Consider the following 16060-nt stretch of genomic DNA (forward strand, 5'->3'; position numbering starts at 1 on the left):
CGGGCCTACTCGATACCAGTCAATCGATCACTCGGGAAGGTACGCCCCTCGGGCGTGCCCTCCCGAGCCGATCCACAGGTAATGAGCATTGCTCGAGGGAATCGAGACGCGAATCAAGGAACAGTGGCTGGAGGTAACCCTTGCCGGGCCCGAGTCGGTGCAGGACGCCGCAGCTGACATCGAAAGTGCCAGTAGTTCACTGGTAGGTATGGCCGCCATGATCACCCGGCTGCGTTGGGAAGAGGGAGAGGAGCGGGCGCACTATGCCCATGCCTCGGACTACTTTGATCGACTCTGCCAGGCCGTAAGGGATTTCACCAAGCGAGCGCAGATCGTCTTGGACGACGACGGCACCACGCTTGCGGAGCGTCCACCACTCCCATGATCCGGCGCAACCGGGGGCAGCAATGCGACCCCGACCAGTCCGGCAACTATGGGTCAAGGGCGCCATGTTGGCGGAGTGCTCGGCCTCCGCCGCATGCAGGGCGCCGCGCCGCTTCGTAGCCAGTGACGTTCTGGCCCGTCGGCAGGGGCGCACTGTATGCCGGTCTCAGACGCTGGTCACCAATCCCATGAGCCAGCGCAGCCGGGCTGCCAGGTGCCTCCGCCCAGGGCCCACCACCTGCCACGGCTGGAGTACTGGACTGCCAACGACGCGCCCGCCTAGTCCACTCCCCGTATCCGCCCCACCAGCCACGCCCCCGCCAGCCCGATCACCGCTGCCACCAGGTAGAGGACCCGGTAGCCGCCGAGGTAGGTGACGATCGGTGCGGCCAGGGCGGGGGCCGCGACCTGGGGGAGGGCGTTGGCGACGTTGATGACGCCCAGGTCCTTGCCGCGGTCGACCGCCTTCGGCAGGACGTCGGTCATCAGCGCGAAGTCCACGGAGGTGAACACCCCGAAGCCGATGCCCAGCACCGCCGAGGCCACGAGCGCTCCCGGCCAGGTCTGCCACACCGACAGCAGCGCCGTCGCCACCGCCATCAGCATCCCCGACCAGATCACGAACGGCTTGCGGCGGCCCACCCGGTCCGACCAGACCCCGCCGACCACGACCGTCGCCATCAGCGTCAGCCCGTTCACCGCCGTCAGGATCAGCACTCCCTGGTCGGGGTCGGAGTAGTGCAGGCGGTCGCGGAGGTAGTAGAGCAGGTACAGCAGGACCAGGGCGTTGCTGAGGTTGATCAGGAAGCGGGTCAGCCAGGCCCAGCCCAGGTCCGGGTAGCGGCGCGGGCTCAGCCAGAAGCCGGCGAGGAAGGCCCGCCAGGACCAGGGCGGCCGGTCCGCGGGCGTCAGCCGCAGGTCCGGGTAGCGCAGCACGTACGGCAGCACGCCCAGCGCCGTGAACACCGCGCACGCCACATAGCCCGCCCCGACGCCCCCGGCGGCCGTCGCAAGGCCGGTGCCGCCGACCACGCCGAGGATCTGCGCGGCCCCCAGCCAGCCGCCCACCGAGCCCCGCTGGAGCCTCGGCACCCGGTCCGGCACCGCCGCCGTGACCGCCGCGAAGGCCGCGTTCAGGGTCAGCTGGACCAGGCACCAGCCCAGCATCATCGTCCCCATGCCACCGGCGCCCCCGAGGAGCAGCAGGGACAGTGCCCCGCCCGCCGTACCGGCGACGATCCACGGCGTGCGGCGGCCCCAGCGGGACGTCGTACGGTCCGACAGCGCGCCGAAGACCGGGTTGGCGGCCAGCGACACCACCGCGCCGACGCCGGTCACCCAGGCCAGCATCGTCTCCTTCGACATCCCGGAGCCGGGCGCGAAGTCCTTGGCCTGGGAGGCGAGCAGGATCTGCAGGGGGCCGTACCAGCCCACCCAGATCGCCCCGTTGGCGAGGGAGAGCGCCGACGTCCAGCCCCGTCCGACCCGCTCGACGGGCTCGGCCAGGGCGGCGGCCGGCTCGGCCGGCTCACGGGTCGTCGTCATCTCTGCGCCCGCAGGACGTCCCGGTACCAGGCGTACGACGACTTCGGCGTCCTCGCCTGCGTCGCGTAGTCGACGTGGACCAGGCCGAAGCGGCGCGCGTACCCCTCCGCCCACTCGAAGTTGTCCAGGAGCGACCAGACGAAGTAGCCGCGCACGTCCACGCCGGCCTCGACCGCCCTGTGCAGCGCCCGGATGTGGCCGTCCAGGTAGGTGATGCGGTCCTGGTCGTCGAGGCCCTGGTACGAGCAGCCGTTCTCGGTGATGACGACGGGCGGGAGGCGGTCGCCGTAGCGGTCGCGGAAGGCGGTGAGGAGTTCGGTGAGGCCCTCCGGGACGACCGGCCAGCCGAAGTCCGTCACCGGGACGTCCTCGATGTCCTGCACGGAGAAGGGGAGTTCGGCGGGGAGGGTGAGGCCGCCGAACTCGATCTCGGTGCCCTGCGGGGCGCCCACCTTGGTCGGGGCGTAGTAGTTGATGCCGTACCAGTCGAGCGGCTCGGCGATCACCTTCAGGTCGGCGGCGACGTCCCCGGGCATCAGGTCGCCCATGCCGTCCGGGTACTCGCCGAGCAGGAGCGGTTCGGCGAACAGGCGGTTGAGGAGGAGGTCGTAGAAGGCGGCCGCCTCCAGGTCGGCGGGTTCCTGCGAGGCGGGCCAGGTCGGGCCGTGGGAGTTGGCGATGCCGATGTCGGCGGCGCCGGCCGCGCGCAGCGCCCGTACCGCCAGGCCGTGGGCGAGGAGCTGGTGGTGGGCGACCGGGAGGGCGTCGAACATCAGCTGCTTGCCGGGGGCGTGGGCGCCCAGGGCGTAGCCGAACAGGGTCTGTTCGGCGGGCTCGTTGAGGGTGATCCACTTCTTGACCCGGTCGCCGAGCCGGTCCGCGACCGTCGAGACGTACTCGGCGAAGTGCGCCGCCGTGTCCCGGTCCAGCCAGCCGCCCTTCTCTTGCAGGGCGACCGGCAGGTCCCAGTGGAAGAGGGTCGGGACGGGGCGGACGCCCGCCGCGCACAGCTCGTCCACCAGGCGGTCGTAGAAGTCCAGGCCGCCCGCCGAGCGCACCCGCGGCCAGGATATGGAGAAGCGGTACGCGTCCACGCCGAGGCCGGCAAGGAGCGCCACGTCCTCGCCGTGGCGGTGGTAGTGGTCGCAGGCCACCGCCGCCGTGGAGCCGTCCTTGATCCGGCCCGGCTCCGCCTCGAACACGTCCCACACGGACGGCTCCCGCAGGCCGGCCGCGCCCTCGATCTGATGCGCCGAGGTCGAGACGCCCCAGAGGAAGCCGTCGGGGAAGCGGGGGATCGGATGGACCGCGTCTGTCGCCATGGCCGGGATCATCCTTACCCCCGGTAACGTAAGTCAACGCCCGGGCGTGAACTACCCGTTACGGGACCTGGTCACGCTCCTTCCTTCAACACCCGTGAGATCAGTTCGCGTTGGTCCTCGGACAGCCGCGGGTCGGCCGCGTACACCGTCCGTCCGTCCACCGTGATCTCGTACGCGAACCCGTCCGGCACCCCTGGTGGCGGGGTGCCCCGGCCGGCCGCGAGTACGCGCTCGGCCAGGGCCTGCCACTCGGGGGCGTCGGGCCGGCCCGAGGTGTCCACCTCGGCCCGGCGCTCGATGCCCGCGAACCCGCCCGTGCGCCTCACCTGAATACGCATGGGCTCATGTCTAGTACGGATTCAGGCGGCCTGCACCCCCACCTGGGCCCAGGCCTTGAGGGCCGCCTCGCTCTCCTCGCCCGCCTGGTAGCGGGTCTTGGCCGCGGCGACGGTGAGTTTCGCGAAGTCCGCGAACGTGGCGTCCGACCGGAGTTCGCCGCCGGTGAGGACGTCGTACCAGATCTGTCCGGCCCGCTCCCAGGCGTTGCCGCCGAGGGCGGTGGCGAGCAGGTAGAAGGCGTGGTTGGGGATGCCGGAGTTGATGTGCACCCCGCCGTTGTCCCGGCTGGTCTTCACGTAGTGCTGCATGGTCGCCGGCTGCGGGTCCTTGCCGAGGCGCGGGTCGTCGTACGCCGTGCCCGGGGCCTTCATGGAGCGCAGCGCCACGCCGTGCACGCCCGGGGCGAGCAGGCCCTCGCCGATCAGCCAGTCGGCGTGGTCGGCACTCTGGCCGAGGGAGTACTGCTTGATGAGCGAGCCGAAGACGTCGGAGACCGACTCGTTGAGGGCGCCGGACTGGCCGTAGTACTCCAGGTTGGCGGTGTACTGGGTGACGCCGTGCGTGAGCTCGTGGCCGATCACGTCGACGGAGCTGGTGAAGTCGGTGAAGATCTCGCCGTCGCCGTCGCCGAACACCATCTGGTCGCCGTTCCAGAAGGCGTTGTCGTAGTTGACGTCGTAGTGGACGCTCGCGTTCAGCGGCAGGCCCTCGCCGTCGATGGAGTCGCGCTCGTACGCCTTCAGGTACAGCTCGAAGGTGGCGCCGAGGCCGGCGTAGGCGCGGTTGACGGTGGCGTCCTGGCCGGGCTCGGAGCCCTCCGCGCGGACCTCGGTGCCGGGCAGGTCGGTGCGGTGCCCGGCGTCGTAGATCGTGCGGTGGGGTGTGCTGTCGGCGGCGGCCGGGGCGGCGGCGGTCGCCAGGGTGCGGACCGCGGTCACGCGGCGGCGGGTGCGGGCGGCCGAGTCGTGCTGGAGGGTGCGCAGCGCGGAGTCGGCGAGTGCCTGGTCCTCGTGGGTGGCGAGGTGGTCGAGGATGTGCGGCGGCACGATCGTGCAGAAGACGGGCGTGCGGCGGATGACGGGCTCAGAGCCCCCGTTGGTCGTCATGCACCGCACCCTTGCATTGAGTCACACGACTGTCACTACCTGCAACCGTGATTGGTGAAATACGGTGACAATTGGCCACCCTCCGTAAGGGGGGGGTGGTATGGCGCACGTTTTGTCCTGTTTATCCCTGCGGTCCCGCATACTGATACGGCGCCCCGCGTCCGAAGGGGCTCGGCTAGCATGCGGAGCATCATGCGTTTCGGGCTGCTTCTTCTTAGCTGCCGCGGCGAGGGCCTGTAGTCCAGGTCGACTCCCTCCCCGCGGAGCTTCGCGTTGCGTCGTCGGCCGTCCTTCCGGACACCCACTAGGAGCCCCGCAATCATGGCGAACCGCCAGCAGCCCAGCACCATGCCGATCCACAAGTACGGCCGCTACGAGCAGGTCGACATCCCGGACCGCACCTGGCCGGACAACCGGATCACCGCCGCTCCCCGCTGGCTCTCCACCGACCTGCGCGACGGCAACCAGTCCCTGATCGACCCGATGTCGCCCGAGCGCAAGCGCCGGATGTTCGACCAGCTGGTCAAGATGGGCTACAAGGAGATCGAGGTCGGCTTCCCGGCCTCCGGCCAGACCGACTTCGACTTCGTGCGCTCGATCATCGAGGAAGAGGGCGCGATCCCGGACGACGTGACCATCTCCGTACTGACCCAGGCCCGCGAGGACCTGATCGAGCGGACGGTCGAGTCGCTGAAGGGCGCCCGGCGGGCCACCGTCCACCTGTACAACGCGACCGCCCCGGTCTTCCGCCGGGTCGTCTTCCGCGGCTCCAAGGACGACATCAAGCAGATCGCCGTCGACGGCACCCGCCTGGTGACGGAGTACGCCGAGAAGCTGCTGGGCCCGGAGACCGAGTTCGGCTACCAGTACTCGCCGGAGATCTTCACCGACACCGAGCTGGACTTCGCGCTGGAGGTCTGCGAGGCGGTCATGGACGTCTACCAGCCGGGTCCGGGCCGCGAGATCATCCTCAACCTGCCCGCCACGGTGGAGCGTTCGACGCCGTCCACGCACGCCGACCGCTTCGAGTGGATGCACCGCAACCTCTCCCGCCGCGAGCACGTCTGCATCTCCGTCCACCCGCACAACGACCGCGGCACCGCAGTCGCCGCCGCCGAACTGGCGGTGATGGCCGGCGCCGACCGCGTCGAGGGCTGCCTGTTCGGGCAGGGCGAGCGCACCGGCAACGTCGACCTGGTCACCCTGGGCATGAACCTGTTCTCGCAGGGCGTCGACCCGCAGATCGACTTCTCCGACATCGACGAGATCCGCCGGGTGTGGGAGTACTGCAACCAGATGGAGGTCCACCCGCGCCACCCGTACGTGGGCGACCTGGTCTACACGTCCTTCTCCGGCTCCCACCAGGACGCCATCAAGAAGGGCTTCGACGCCATGGAGGCCGACGCGGCCGCGAAGGGCGTCACCGTCGACGACATCGAGTGGGCGGTGCCGTACCTGCCGATCGACCCGAAGGACGTCGGCCGCTCCTACGAGGCGGTCATCCGGGTCAACTCGCAGTCCGGCAAGGGCGGTATCGCGTACGTCCTGAAGAACGACCACAAGCTGGACCTGCCGCGCCGGATGCAGATCGAGTTCTCGAAGATCATCCAGGCGAAAACGGACGCCGAGGGCGGCGAGGTCACCGGCGCCGACATCTGGTCGGTCTTCCAGGACGAGTACCTGCCGAACCCGGAGAACCCCTGGGGCCGCATCCAGGTCCGCACCGGCCAGTCGACCACCGACACCGACGGCACCGACACCCTCACCGTCGAGGCCGTCGTCGACGGCGAGGACACCGTGCTGACCGGCTCCGGCAACGGCCCGATCTCCGCGTTCTTCGACGCGCTGGTGGGCCTGGGCATCGATGTACGTCTCCTGGACTACCAGGAGCACACGATGAGCGAGGGCGCCTCCGCGCAGGCCGCCTCCTACATCGAATGCGCGATCGACGGCAAGATCCTGTGGGGTATCGGCATCGACGCGAACACGACGCGTGCGTCACTGAAGGCGGTCGTCTCCGCGGTGAACCGCGCCGCTCGCTGACCCCTTCCGACCAGCGACTTCACGGCCCTGGCCGCCTCATCCGGCGGTCAGGGCCGGGTTGTTTCCCGGCCAACTCGATGTGCAGGTCACGGACAGGTCTCGTACGAGGTACTGACTCCGGCTCCTCCATGTGGCTAACATCACGCCAGCGGTGGCGATGTTGCCACGGCGTTACGGAGGTGCGACGTGCTGCCAGTAAGGGGACGAGACGGCCGAACCACCAGGCCTGCCCGCATCCTGGGCACCCGCACCGCATGGACACCCGTCGGCGACGGCGAGTTCTTCTGCCCCGGCTGCGGCGGCGACCGCAACTACCAGCGGCTCACCGGCCGTCGCCGCTTCACCCTGCTCGGCGTGCCCGTGCTGCCGCGCGGCACCACCGGTCCGGTCGTGGAGTGCGCCGCCTGCCGCCACCACTTCGGCACCGACGTCCTCGACCACCCCACCACCACCCGCTTCTCGGCGATGCTCCGCGACGCCGTGCACACCGTCGCCCTGGCCGTCCTCGCCGCGGGCGGCACCTGCGCCCGTGCCGCCCTGGAGGCGGCGGCCGGCGCGGTCCGCGCGGCCGGCTTCGAGGAGGCCACGGAGGACCAGCTGAGCGCGCTGGTCGAGGCCCTCGCCGCCGACACCGGACGGGTCTTCGAACAGCCGTACCGTGCGAGCCTGGCGATAGAACTCCACGAGGCCCTCGATCCGCTGGCCCCGCACCTCGCCCCCGCGGGCCGCGAGTCCCTGCTCCTCCAGGCCGCCCGGATCGCGCTCGCCGACGGCCCCTACACCAACGCCGAACGCGAGGTCCTGGGGACGGTCGGCGCGGCCCTCACCATCTGCGCCGACGACGTGACCCGCCTGCTGGCGGCGGCGCGCACGCCGTCCTGAGCCGCGGCCATCGGGCGCGCACACCGTCCTGAGCCGCGGCCACCGGGCGCGCATGCCCTCCTGATCCCGGCGCCCGGGTCGCGCCGGTTCTGCCCGAGCTGACGGCATGCCAAACCTTTTGACCCGTTTGGGCGTTATGGGCGTGCGAGGAGGGCGGACGGGAGGACCATGGAGGGGTGAGCCATGTGTCTCCTGTGACCCGCGCGGGCCGGATCTCCCTCGCCGCCGCCCTGCTGCTCGGGGCGTTCACGGTCGAGCCCAGGGCCCGGGCGGCCACCGGGTGCGAGTCCTCCGTGCCGTACGTCTCCGGCGAGGGCGGCTACGCCCAGTTCCGCATCCCGGCCGTCGTGCGCAGCACCCACGGCACCCTGCTCGCCTTCGCCGAGGGCCGGCACAGCACCACCGGGGACAGCGGTGACATCGATGTCGTGCTGAGGCGCTCCAGCGACGGCGGCTGCACCTGGGACCCGCTGCGGGTGGTGGCCGACGGGGCCGGGAACACCCGCGGCAACCCGGCGCCGGTGGTGGACCCGAGAAGCGGCCAGGTGGTCCTGGTGACCTCGTACAACGACGGCTCGGTGAACGAGGACCAGATCATGCGCGGCCAGGTCGCCAGGGCGCAGAGCCGCCGGGTGTACGTGCAGCGCAGCCGCGACGACGGACGCCACTTCACCCGCCCGCACGAGATCACCGCCCAGGTGAAGCTGTCCGGCTGGCGCTGGTACGCCACCGGCCCCGGGCACGCCGTCGCGCTCATCCGGGGACCGCACCGCGGCCGCCTGGTCGTCGCCGCCGACCACTCCGCCGCCCCGCGGGCCGGCTCCGCCGACACCGGCCGGGAGGCCAGGTACTACGGCGGCCACGCGATCTACAGCGACGACGGCGGCCTGAGCTGGCACCTCGGCTTCGTCGACGACTCCTACACCGGCCACGACAACGCCAACGAGACCACCGCCGCCCAACTCCCCGACGGCCGCCTCTACTTCAACGCCCGCGACCAGAACGGCTCCAGCCCCGGCAACCGCCTGGAGGCCTGGTCGAGCGACGGCGGCGAGAGCCTGGACGCCGCCTTCACCGTCCAGCCGACCCTCGCCAGGGTCCCGGTGGTCGAGGGCTCGGTCCTCCAGCTCCCGGGCGCCGAAGGCCCGTTGCTCTTCTCGGCCCCCTCGGTCCCGACGGCCCGCAGGTCCATGGCCCTGTGGACCAGCGCCGACCAGGGCATCACCTTCGAAAGGTTCCGCACCCTGTCCGACCTGAAGGCCGCCTACTCCGACCTGGTCCAGGTGGACCGGAGCACGATCGGCGTGCTGTACGAGACGGGCACCAAGACCGCGTACGACACGATCGAGTTCCGCCGCCTCCCGGCCCCCTGAGACCCACTGAGCGGTCCGCCCCGGGCCGCCCCGGTCCGCCTGCGCCCGCCGGGCAACCGAATCCACGTCTGCGGTGGTCTGGAGGGCGAGGGGGTGGCTGATGCAGGCCGAACTAGAGGCCCAGTTCCAGGAATTCGTCAGAGCACGGTGGTCGCATCTGGTGCGGACCGCCTATCTGCTCACCGGTGACCCGCACCACGCGGAGGACCTGACGCAGACCGCGCTGGCGAAGGCCTACCGGTCCTGGCGGCGCGTCTCCCGGACCGACCATCCGGAGGCGTACGTCCGCCGCATGCTGGTCAGCTGCAACAGCGACCGGTTCCGCAAGCGCCGGGTCACCGAGTCGCTGACCGCCGCGCCGCCGGAGCGCGCGGGGCAGGACGACGCCGTGTCCCGGGCCGACGAGCGCGGCACGCTGCTCGCGGCCCTGGCCGGGCTGCCGCCCAGGCAGCGCGCGGTGGTGGTGCTGCGGTACTGGGAGGACCTGTCCGAGGGCGAGGTCGCCGAGGTGCTCGGCTGCTCCCCGGGCACGGTCAAGAGCCAGGCGTCCAAGGGCCTGGCGAAGTTGCGTACGGTTCCGGGACTCGCGCAGGCCATGAGCCACGCGGCGCCCGTGCAGGGAGGCAGCAGGTGAGCGGTCAGAAGCAGGGCGGGGCGGCCGAGCCGGAGTTCGAGGCCCGGGTGCGGGCGCTGCTGGCGGGGGACGCGGCGCTGGTCCGGCCGTCACCGGCGCCGTACCCGGAGATCCGGCGGCGCGGCGTGCTGGAGCGGCGGCGGCGCCTGGCCGTGGGCGGGGCGGCGCTGGCGGCGCTGGCGGTGGTGCCGGTCGGCGCGTACGCGCTGGGCGGCGGCACCACGACGAGTCCGGCCGGGCCCAGTCCCACCGTCCTGGCCAGCGAGCACCCGGCACCGACCCGGTCGGCCAGCGCGTCGCCCCCGGCCCGGTCGGCCACCGCGTCGCCCCCGGCACCGTCGGCACCGTCGGCCACCTCGACGGAGCCGGCCCACCCGGCGTCCGCGCAGCAGCTGCTGGACGGGATCACCTTCGACCAGGCCGCCGAGGGGCTCGGCAAGTGCCTCGACTACAACAAGGCGCACCGCATCCCCAAGGACCCGACCTACACCGACCTGGGTAGGCCGGCCGACTACCGGATCATCCTGGCGATGCGGAGCACCGGCGACTCCAACGCCCCGGGCGACGGCTACTTCGTGGTCGCGGTACGGGAGAAGCCCGTGCCGACCCGGCTCATCTGCACCATCAAGGACGACGCCGCCTCCGGTCTGAACACCAGCAGCGGCGACCCCTTCGGCGACGCGAAGACGGCCGTGGTCCCGGACATCAACAGCGGCAAGCTGTACGAGCAGTCGGTCATCGACAAGGGCCACTGGAAGCTGCCGTTCCGCTGGGGGATCATCGGCGGCTACCGTGCCTCGGTGGCCACGATGACGGTCTCGTACGGCGGCGGCGCGGGCGAGGTGGTCCTCGACCACGGCTGGTTCGTCGCCACCGGCACCCTGGACAAGCAGGTCACCGCGGCCCCGCACCTGAAGGGCTACGACACGACGGGCAAGCTCGTCTACGACTCCGACCACGACGCGTCGTACGAGAAGACCCTGCCGTAGCCGCCGTACGAGAGGTACCGGTGTGCCGGGTCCCGCGGGGCGGTGTCACGACCTGCTCCGCGGGACCGGCGTGGGCACCGCCGAGGTCCGGGAGTCCGCGCGTACCGCGTCGAGCACCTTCCGCTCGGAGTCGTCGAGATAGAGCCGCAGCGCCGTCCTGGCCTCCTGCCGCCGGCCGCCGCGGACCAGGTCGCAGATCTCCCGGTCGGACGCCACCCACGGGGCCTGGAACGCCGCCTCGTCGGCCATGACGGCGAACGCCAGCCGCAGCTGGGCGACGGTGACCCGGAAGAAGCCGTCCAGCCGGGCGCTGCCCAGCAGGGCGACCAGGGCCTGGTGGAAGCGCAGCGAGGCGGTCCCCACCTTGTTCCACTCCTGGGTGCGCACCGCGCGTTCGGCGTCCGAGACCTTGGCCTCCAGCGCGTCGAGCAGCGGCTCCGGCGCGAGCGGGCTCTCCTCCACGGCGGCGAGCTCCAGGGTCCGCCGGGCGGTGTAGATGTCCTTGACGTCCGCGGTGGACAGGGTGCGCACCGTGGTGCCCTTGTGCAACTGCTGCGTCACGAGGCCCTCTTCGTGCAGGGCGCGCAGCGCCTCCCGCAGGGTGTTGCGGGACACGCCGAGTTCCGCGGAGAGCGCCACGTCCCGCAGCGGGGTGCCGGGCGGCAGCTCCCCTTCGACGATCCGTTCCCGCAGGGTGTGGGCCACCAGTGCGGGACGTCCCGCACCGGCGGTCGTGCCGTCGTCCAGGGTCTGTGACATGTCCAGCACCCTACCGCACGGTCTGTTGAACAATCCAGCATGGTCTTGATGACGGACTTCGCATGAATTCCAGCTTTTTACTTGACTGAAACGACGGCGGGTCATCATCATCGGCAACCAATTGTTCAACAATCTCATGCGCCGGCCGGAGGCCCCCATGCGCTTGAACACCCTCGCCCGTACCGCACCGGCCGTCGCGACCGCCGGTGCGCTCCTCACCCTCGCCGGCTGTTCGGGCTCCTCGTCGGCCGCATCGGCCGACAGCGCCGGCACCCAGTCCGCCGGCACCCTCACCGTCGGATCGGACCTCACCTATCCGCCGTACGCCTACCTGAGCGGCAAGACGCCCGCCGGCTTCGACCCCGAGATCGCCCGGGCGCTCGCCGGGGCCGCCGGGCTGAAGGCGGCGTTCGTCGACACCCGCTTCGAGCAGCTCATCGCCGGACTCGGCACCGGCCACTTCGACGTCATCGCCTCCGACCTGTACATCACCGACGCGCGCAGGAAGCAGGTCGACTTCATCCCCTACTTCACCACCGGCAACTCGATCGTCGTCAGATCCGCCGACGGCGGCCGGCCCGCCACCGCGGCCGACCTGTGCGGCAAGAGCGTCGCCGTGATCAAGGGCGGGGAGATCGTCCAGGAACTGCGCGGCGACGCGAGCGGCAAGTGCACCGCCGCGGGCAGGAAGGCGATCGACGTACGGGAGTTCACCTCCGACCCCGAAGGCACCCAGGCGCTCCTCTCCGGCCAGGTCGACGCCCAGGTCACCGACAGCGCCGTCGCCAAGGCCGCCGCCGACAAGACCGGCGGCAGACTGGCCGTCACCAGCACCGCCCCGCTCTACCCGGTCACCTCCGGCCTGGCGGTCAAGAAGGGCAACACCGCCCTGCGGACCACCCTCACCAAGGCGCTCGCCAAGCTGAAGAGCGACGGCACCTACGACGACCTGCTGAAGAAGTACAACCTCGCCCGGCCGCAGGGGAGCTGAGCGCACCATGGGCAGCTTCGACTGGAACTACACCCTGGGCCTGTTCACCGACGGCGATTTGTGGCGCGCCGCCCTGCTCGTCGTCGAACTCGCCGTCTCCGCCTGGGTCGTCTCCACCGCGCTCGGCCTGCTGGTCGCCCTGGCCCGGCAGTCCCGGCTGCGCCCGCTGCGGCTGGCGGCCTCCGGATACATCTGGTTCTTCCGCAGCCTGCCCCTGCTGGTGCTGCTGATCTTCGTCTACAACTCCCCGCAGCTCTTCCCCGGGCTCAAGTCCCTGATCTCCAGCCCCTTCGTCGCCGGACTGGTCGCGCTGGTGCTCAGCGAGACCGCGTACATCGCCGAGATCCACCGCGGCGGCCTGCTGTCCGTCGGCAAGGACCAGGGCGAGGCCGCACAGGCCCTGGGCATCCCCTACGCGGGCGTGCAGCGGCACGTCGTGGTGCCGCAGGCCTTCCGGGTGGCGCTGCCGGCGCTCGGCAACGAGTTCGTCAGCATCCTCAAACTGACCTCCCTGGTCAGCTCGATCTCGCTGGCCGAGCTGCTGCTCGTCGGCCAGCGCCTGTACACCCAGAACTTCAAGGTCCTGGAGACGCTGTTCGCCGTCGCCGTCTACTACGTCTTCCTGGTCACCGTCTTCGACGGCTTCCGCGCCCTGCTGGAACGCCGGCTCGACGTCCGCAGACGCCGTCCGCGCACGGCGGCCGAGGCCCCCACGGCGCCGGTCCCCGTCCCGGTCCCGGTCCCGGTGCCCGCGCCGGCCGGGCGGGTCCGCCCGCTCTCCCCGCGGCGCTCCGAGGCCGTGATCCGTGCCCGCGGCCTGGTGAAGTACTTCGGCCCCGTCCAGGTCCTGCACCCGGTGAACCTCGACGTGCACCGCGGTGAGGTGGTCGCCGTCATCGGCCCGTCCGGCTCCGGCAAGACCACGCTGATCCGCACCCTCAACCATCTGGAGCGGCCCGACCGGGGCACCGTCGAGGTCGACGGCACCCCGCTGGGCGGCCGGGACCGTGAACTGGCCCGGCAGCGACGCCAGGTGGGCATGGTCTTCCAGCGGTTCAACCTCTTCCCGCACAAGACCGTGCTGCAGAACGTCACCCTCGCCCCGCTCCGGCTGCGCCTCGGACGGCGGGAGGCGATCGAGACCCGCGCCCGTGAACTGCTGCGCAGGGTCGGCATGGAGGCGCACGCCGGCAAGTACCCGCACCAGCTCTCCGGCGGCCAGCAGCAGCGGGTCGCCATCGCCCGGGCGCTGGCCATGAACCCCAGTGTGCTGCTCTTCGACGAGCCCACCTCGGCCCTCGACCCCGAACTCGTCGGCGAGGTGCTGGCCGTCATGGGCGACCTCGCCGCCGACGGCACCACCATGGTCGTCGTCACCCACGAGATGCGGTTCGCCCGCGAGGTGGCCGACCGGGTCGTCTTCATGGAGGAGGGGCGGATCCTCCTCCAGGGCCCGCCGGAGAAGGTCTTCGGCCGCTCCGGCGAGCCCCGCGTGGAACGGTTCCTCGCCGCGCTCGGGGGCGCCCCGCAGGACCCGTGGCGCCTTCCGACCTGACCCGCCGCCCCCCTCGCACCTCTCCGTACCCCCCGAGAAAGAAGACCCGCATGGCCACCACCGCCGCCGCATACCAGGCCACCAAGGGCGGCCCGCTGGACGTGGACCGGGCGTTCTACGACCGCGTCTCCGGCACCCCCGAGGGCCGCACCCTGGTCGACGCCTTCACCGTCCCGATCCGCTCCGGACGGGCCTGGGAGGTGCCCGCCGGCCACCTGTGCCGGCTCGTCACCGTGGACGGACCGCAGGTCGGCGACCTCAACGTGTGGAACCTCGCCGACCCGCGGGAACGGCTGTGGGCCGCCCGCACCCGGCAACTGCAGCGCGCCCACGTCAGCACCTACGACCGGCTCTGGTCCACCCTGCCCTTCCTGCGGCCGCTGCTGACGGTCACCGACGACACCCTGGCCGGCTACGGCAGCGACGCCGAGGGCGGCAGGGTGCACGATCTGCTGGGCACCCGCTGCGATCCCTACGTCAACCGGATGCTCACCGGCGAGGACTTCGACTTCCACTGCCACTCGAACCTGGTCCGCGCGGTCCTGCCGTACGGGCTCACCGAGTTCGACGTGCACGACGTGCTCAACGTCTTCCAGTGCACCGGGCTCAACGAGGCCGACCAGTACTTCATGAAGGACTGCCCGGCCCGGCCCGGCGACCACTTCGAGTTCTTCGCCGAACTCGATCTGCTGTGCGCGCTGTCCACCTGCCCGGGCGGAGACCTGTCCGTCCCCATGTGGGGCCCGGACGCGCACGACCCGGTCGAGGTCTGCCACCCGATCCACGTCGAGGTGTACCGCGTCGACCCCGGCCTGCTCGCCGGCTGGTCCTCCCCGCCCCGCGCCGAGTACCGCAACCTGCACGGGATGCGCCGTCCCACCTGGCCGGCCACCCCCGACCACAACGGCGCGTACGCGACGGCGCGGCCCTAGCCGCCGGCCTCCTCCCGCAGCGCCGTGTCCAGCAGGGCGCGGGCCGCCCAGCGCATGACGTCCTTCGCCTCCGCCGGGTCCAGTTCGCAGACGTCACGGGTCGAGACCAGTGCCTCCACGCCGTAGACCAGGGTGAGTGCCATGGTCAGCCGGCGCAGGGCGGCCGGCGGGAGGGCCGCGGCGAGCGGGTCCAGGGCGGTGCGGGTCAGGTCGAGGCGGTTGCGGCTGCGGGTCGGGTAGTCCTCCTGCCCGTCGCCCTGCTGGAAGTACCGCTCCAGGCTGGCGCCGAGCATCGCCCGCCACCCCGGCTCGTTCGCCAGCTGCATGTCGGCCACCCGGGAGACGACCGTGTCCACGCGCTCGGCGGGATCGTCCGGCAGGTCCGCCGTGAGGTCCGGGGTGCGCATCAGGGTGCGGGTCTCCCGGATCAGCTCCTGGGGGCTGGAGAAGTAGCGGTAGGCGGTGGCGGTCGAGACCCGGGCGGCCTCCGCGACCTCCGCGATGGTGACCGCGTGTCCCTCGCGGAGCAGCTCCGCGGCCGCGTCGACGAGCGCCCGGCGGGTGCGCAGCTTCTGGTTGCGCCGGCCGTCCTGCGCGCCCCTCGCGCTTCTTTCGCTCCCCTCCATGATGAGAATCCCCCTTGTTGTGAGAAAATTTTCTCATTACGTTATCACTGTCTCATTACGGGGGCCGCGGACTCCGCGAGGAGCGTGCGGCGCGACGAGAGAGGGGGCTCCCGACCATGGGCTCCATGACACCCGCCGATATGGAAGCGCTGATCGAGGCGCACATGAGCGCCGAGGAACGCGGTGATCCGGAGGGTTCGGTCGCCGTCTACACCGACGACATCGAGCACGACGTCGTCGGCGACCCGAACGGCCCGAAGCACGGCATCCCGGCGGCGCTCGACTTCTACCGCCAGCTGTGCAAGGACTTCCGCGCCGAGAGCGAGGAGCGCACCCGCACCTACTACTCCGACGACGCCGTCACCATGGAGAACGTGATGACGGGCACCGTCCCGGGCTCCTTCCTGGGGATTCCGGGCGGCGGCCGCCGGATCACCTTCCGGATCCTGCACGTCTTCGAGTTCCGCGACGGCCGGATCTCCCGGGAGAACGTGTGGCTGGACGGCGCCTCGGTGGCCGCCCAGCTGACGGCTCCCGCGTAGCACCCCGGCGCCGGCCGTCCCTCCCGGGCGGCCGGCGC

16 protein-coding genes and 1 pseudogene are annotated in these 16060 nt (G+C 71.4%); 11 read left to right on the top strand and 6 right to left on the bottom strand.

Translation table 11 applies throughout. The features are described 5' to 3' along the window. Nucleotides 1-88: 88 nt before the first annotated feature. Nucleotides 89-385 (top strand): hypothetical protein, encoded by a 297-nt coding sequence (locus tag ACWGKQ_RS50225; protein WP_453298831.1) that lies wholly within the window; start codon nucleotides 89-91, stop codon nucleotides 383-385. 278 nt (nucleotides 386-663) lie between these two features. Here ACWGKQ_RS50225 and ACWGKQ_RS50230 read toward each other — a convergent pair whose 3' ends face one another. The 4 genes from ACWGKQ_RS50230 to ACWGKQ_RS50245 all read right to left on the bottom strand — a co-directional run bounded on the left by ACWGKQ_RS50230 (nucleotide 664) and on the right by ACWGKQ_RS50245 (nucleotide 4696). Continuing rightward, nucleotides 664-1929: an MFS transporter gene (locus ACWGKQ_RS50230; RefSeq protein ID WP_453298832.1), complete on the bottom strand. Its 1266-nt coding sequence runs from the start codon at nucleotides 1927-1929 to the stop codon at nucleotides 664-666. After that, on the bottom strand, nucleotides 1926-3251 hold the full coding sequence (locus tag ACWGKQ_RS50235; RefSeq protein ID WP_453298833.1) for a GH1 family beta-glucosidase: 1326 nt from the start codon (nucleotides 3249-3251) through the stop codon (nucleotides 1926-1928). Before ACWGKQ_RS50235 ends, ACWGKQ_RS50230 begins: the two co-directional genes overlap by 4 nt. A gap of 71 nt (nucleotides 3252-3322) precedes the next feature. After that, nucleotides 3323-3589 carry a protealysin inhibitor emfourin gene (locus tag ACWGKQ_RS50240; protein WP_453298834.1) on the bottom strand — a complete coding sequence of 89 codons (267 nt, stop codon included), beginning with the start codon at nucleotides 3587-3589 and terminating at the stop codon, nucleotides 3323-3325. A gap of 21 nt (nucleotides 3590-3610) precedes the next feature. After that, on the bottom strand, nucleotides 3611-4696 hold the full coding sequence (locus tag ACWGKQ_RS50245; RefSeq protein WP_453298835.1) for a M4 family metallopeptidase: 1086 nt from the start codon (nucleotides 4694-4696) through the stop codon (nucleotides 3611-3613). 321 nt (nucleotides 4697-5017) lie between these two features. Here ACWGKQ_RS50245 and leuA point away from each other — a divergent pair, with 321 nt between their 5' ends. The 5 genes from leuA to ACWGKQ_RS50270 all read left to right on the top strand — a co-directional run bounded on the left by leuA (nucleotide 5018) and on the right by ACWGKQ_RS50270 (nucleotide 10617). Continuing rightward, on the top strand, nucleotides 5018-6739 hold the full coding sequence (gene leuA, locus ACWGKQ_RS50250; protein WP_453298836.1) for a 2-isopropylmalate synthase: 1722 nt from the start codon (nucleotides 5018-5020) through the stop codon (nucleotides 6737-6739). Between the two features lie 186 nt (nucleotides 6740-6925). Next, entirely contained in the window at nucleotides 6926-7621 is a 696-nt protein-coding gene (locus ACWGKQ_RS50255) for a TerB family tellurite resistance protein (protein WP_453298837.1), read from the top strand. 194 nt (nucleotides 7622-7815) lie between these two features. After that, nucleotides 7816-8994: a sialidase family protein gene (locus ACWGKQ_RS50260; RefSeq protein WP_453298845.1), complete on the top strand. Its 1179-nt coding sequence runs from the start codon at nucleotides 7816-7818 to the stop codon at nucleotides 8992-8994. A gap of 100 nt (nucleotides 8995-9094) precedes the next feature. Beyond that, nucleotides 9095-9628, top strand: a complete 534-nt coding sequence (locus ACWGKQ_RS50265; protein WP_453298838.1) for a SigE family RNA polymerase sigma factor — start codon at nucleotides 9095-9097, stop codon at nucleotides 9626-9628. After that, complete coding sequence (locus ACWGKQ_RS50270; protein WP_453298839.1) at nucleotides 9625-10617, top strand: hypothetical protein; 993 nt, start codon at nucleotides 9625-9627, stop codon at nucleotides 10615-10617. The genes ACWGKQ_RS50265 and ACWGKQ_RS50270 overlap by 4 nt, the downstream gene beginning before the upstream one ends. Before the next feature lie 45 nt (nucleotides 10618-10662). Here ACWGKQ_RS50270 and ACWGKQ_RS50275 read toward each other — a convergent pair whose 3' ends face one another. Further along, the gene (locus ACWGKQ_RS50275) at nucleotides 10663-11376 is read right to left on the bottom strand and encodes a GntR family transcriptional regulator (RefSeq protein ID WP_453298840.1); all 714 of its coding nucleotides are present in this window, start codon (nucleotides 11374-11376) and stop codon (nucleotides 10663-10665) included. Between the two features lie 157 nt (nucleotides 11377-11533). Between ACWGKQ_RS50275 and ACWGKQ_RS50280 the strand changes: the two genes are divergently transcribed. From ACWGKQ_RS50280 to ACWGKQ_RS50295, 4 genes and pseudogenes are all read left to right on the top strand, one after another. Then, nucleotides 11534-12367, top strand: coding sequence for an ABC transporter substrate-binding protein (locus ACWGKQ_RS50280; RefSeq protein ID WP_453298841.1), 834 nt, complete (start codon nucleotides 11534-11536; stop codon nucleotides 12365-12367). A 7-nt stretch (nucleotides 12368-12374) separates the two neighbouring features. Further along, nucleotides 12375-12980, top strand: a pseudogene (locus ACWGKQ_RS50285) (amino acid ABC transporter permease); the annotation flags it as partial. A 132-nt stretch (nucleotides 12981-13112) separates the two neighbouring features. Beyond that, the gene (locus ACWGKQ_RS50290) at nucleotides 13113-13922 is read left to right on the top strand and encodes an amino acid ABC transporter ATP-binding protein (protein WP_453298846.1); all 810 of its coding nucleotides are present in this window, start codon (nucleotides 13113-13115) and stop codon (nucleotides 13920-13922) included. Between the two features lie 50 nt (nucleotides 13923-13972). Next, the gene (locus ACWGKQ_RS50295) at nucleotides 13973-14854 is read left to right on the top strand and encodes an urea carboxylase-associated family protein (RefSeq protein WP_453298842.1); all 882 of its coding nucleotides are present in this window, start codon (nucleotides 13973-13975) and stop codon (nucleotides 14852-14854) included. On the opposite strand, the gene ACWGKQ_RS50300 is transcribed toward ACWGKQ_RS50295, so the two are convergent. After that, entirely contained in the window at nucleotides 14851-15480 is a 630-nt protein-coding gene (locus ACWGKQ_RS50300; RefSeq protein WP_453298843.1) for a TetR/AcrR family transcriptional regulator, read from the bottom strand. The two genes, ACWGKQ_RS50295 and ACWGKQ_RS50300, sit on opposite strands and share 4 nt — an antisense overlap. A 125-nt stretch (nucleotides 15481-15605) precedes the next feature. Here ACWGKQ_RS50300 and ACWGKQ_RS50305 point away from each other — a divergent pair, with 125 nt between their 5' ends. Next, a complete protein-coding gene (locus ACWGKQ_RS50305; protein ID WP_453298844.1) occupies nucleotides 15606-16022 on the top strand; it encodes a nuclear transport factor 2 family protein in 417 nt (138 codons plus the stop codon). Nucleotides 16023-16060: the final 38 nt, after the last annotated feature.

This window comes from Streptomyces sp. NPDC054770, from assembly GCF_053611985.1.

Excerpts from the sequence above, each read along its gene's own strand:
- ACWGKQ_RS50230 (WP_453298832.1), bottom strand. The coding sequence starts at position 1,929 with ATGACGACGACCCGTGAGCCGGCCGAGCCGGCCGCCGCCCTGGCCGAG.
- ACWGKQ_RS50235 (WP_453298833.1), bottom strand. The coding sequence starts at position 3,251 with ATGGCGACAGACGCGGTCCATCCGATCCCCCGCTTCCCCGACGGCTTC.
- ACWGKQ_RS50240 (WP_453298834.1), bottom strand. The coding sequence starts at position 3,589 with ATGCGTATTCAGGTGAGGCGCACGGGCGGGTTCGCGGGCATCGAGCGC.
- ACWGKQ_RS50245 (WP_453298835.1), bottom strand. The coding sequence starts at position 4,696 with ATGACGACCAACGGGGGCTCTGAGCCCGTCATCCGCCGCACGCCCGTC.
- leuA (WP_453298836.1), top strand. The coding sequence starts at position 5,018 with ATGGCGAACCGCCAGCAGCCCAGCACCATGCCGATCCACAAGTACGGC.
- ACWGKQ_RS50265 (WP_453298838.1), top strand. The coding sequence starts at position 9,095 with ATGCAGGCCGAACTAGAGGCCCAGTTCCAGGAATTCGTCAGAGCACGG.
- ACWGKQ_RS50275 (WP_453298840.1), bottom strand. The coding sequence starts at position 11,376 with ATGTCACAGACCCTGGACGACGGCACGACCGCCGGTGCGGGACGTCCC.
- ACWGKQ_RS50280 (WP_453298841.1), top strand. The coding sequence starts at position 11,534 with ATGCGCTTGAACACCCTCGCCCGTACCGCACCGGCCGTCGCGACCGCC.
- ACWGKQ_RS50295 (WP_453298842.1), top strand. The coding sequence starts at position 13,973 with ATGGCCACCACCGCCGCCGCATACCAGGCCACCAAGGGCGGCCCGCTG.
- ACWGKQ_RS50300 (WP_453298843.1), bottom strand. The coding sequence starts at position 15,480 with ATGGAGGGGAGCGAAAGAAGCGCGAGGGGCGCGCAGGACGGCCGGCGC.
- ACWGKQ_RS50305 (WP_453298844.1), top strand. The coding sequence starts at position 15,606 with ATGACACCCGCCGATATGGAAGCGCTGATCGAGGCGCACATGAGCGCC.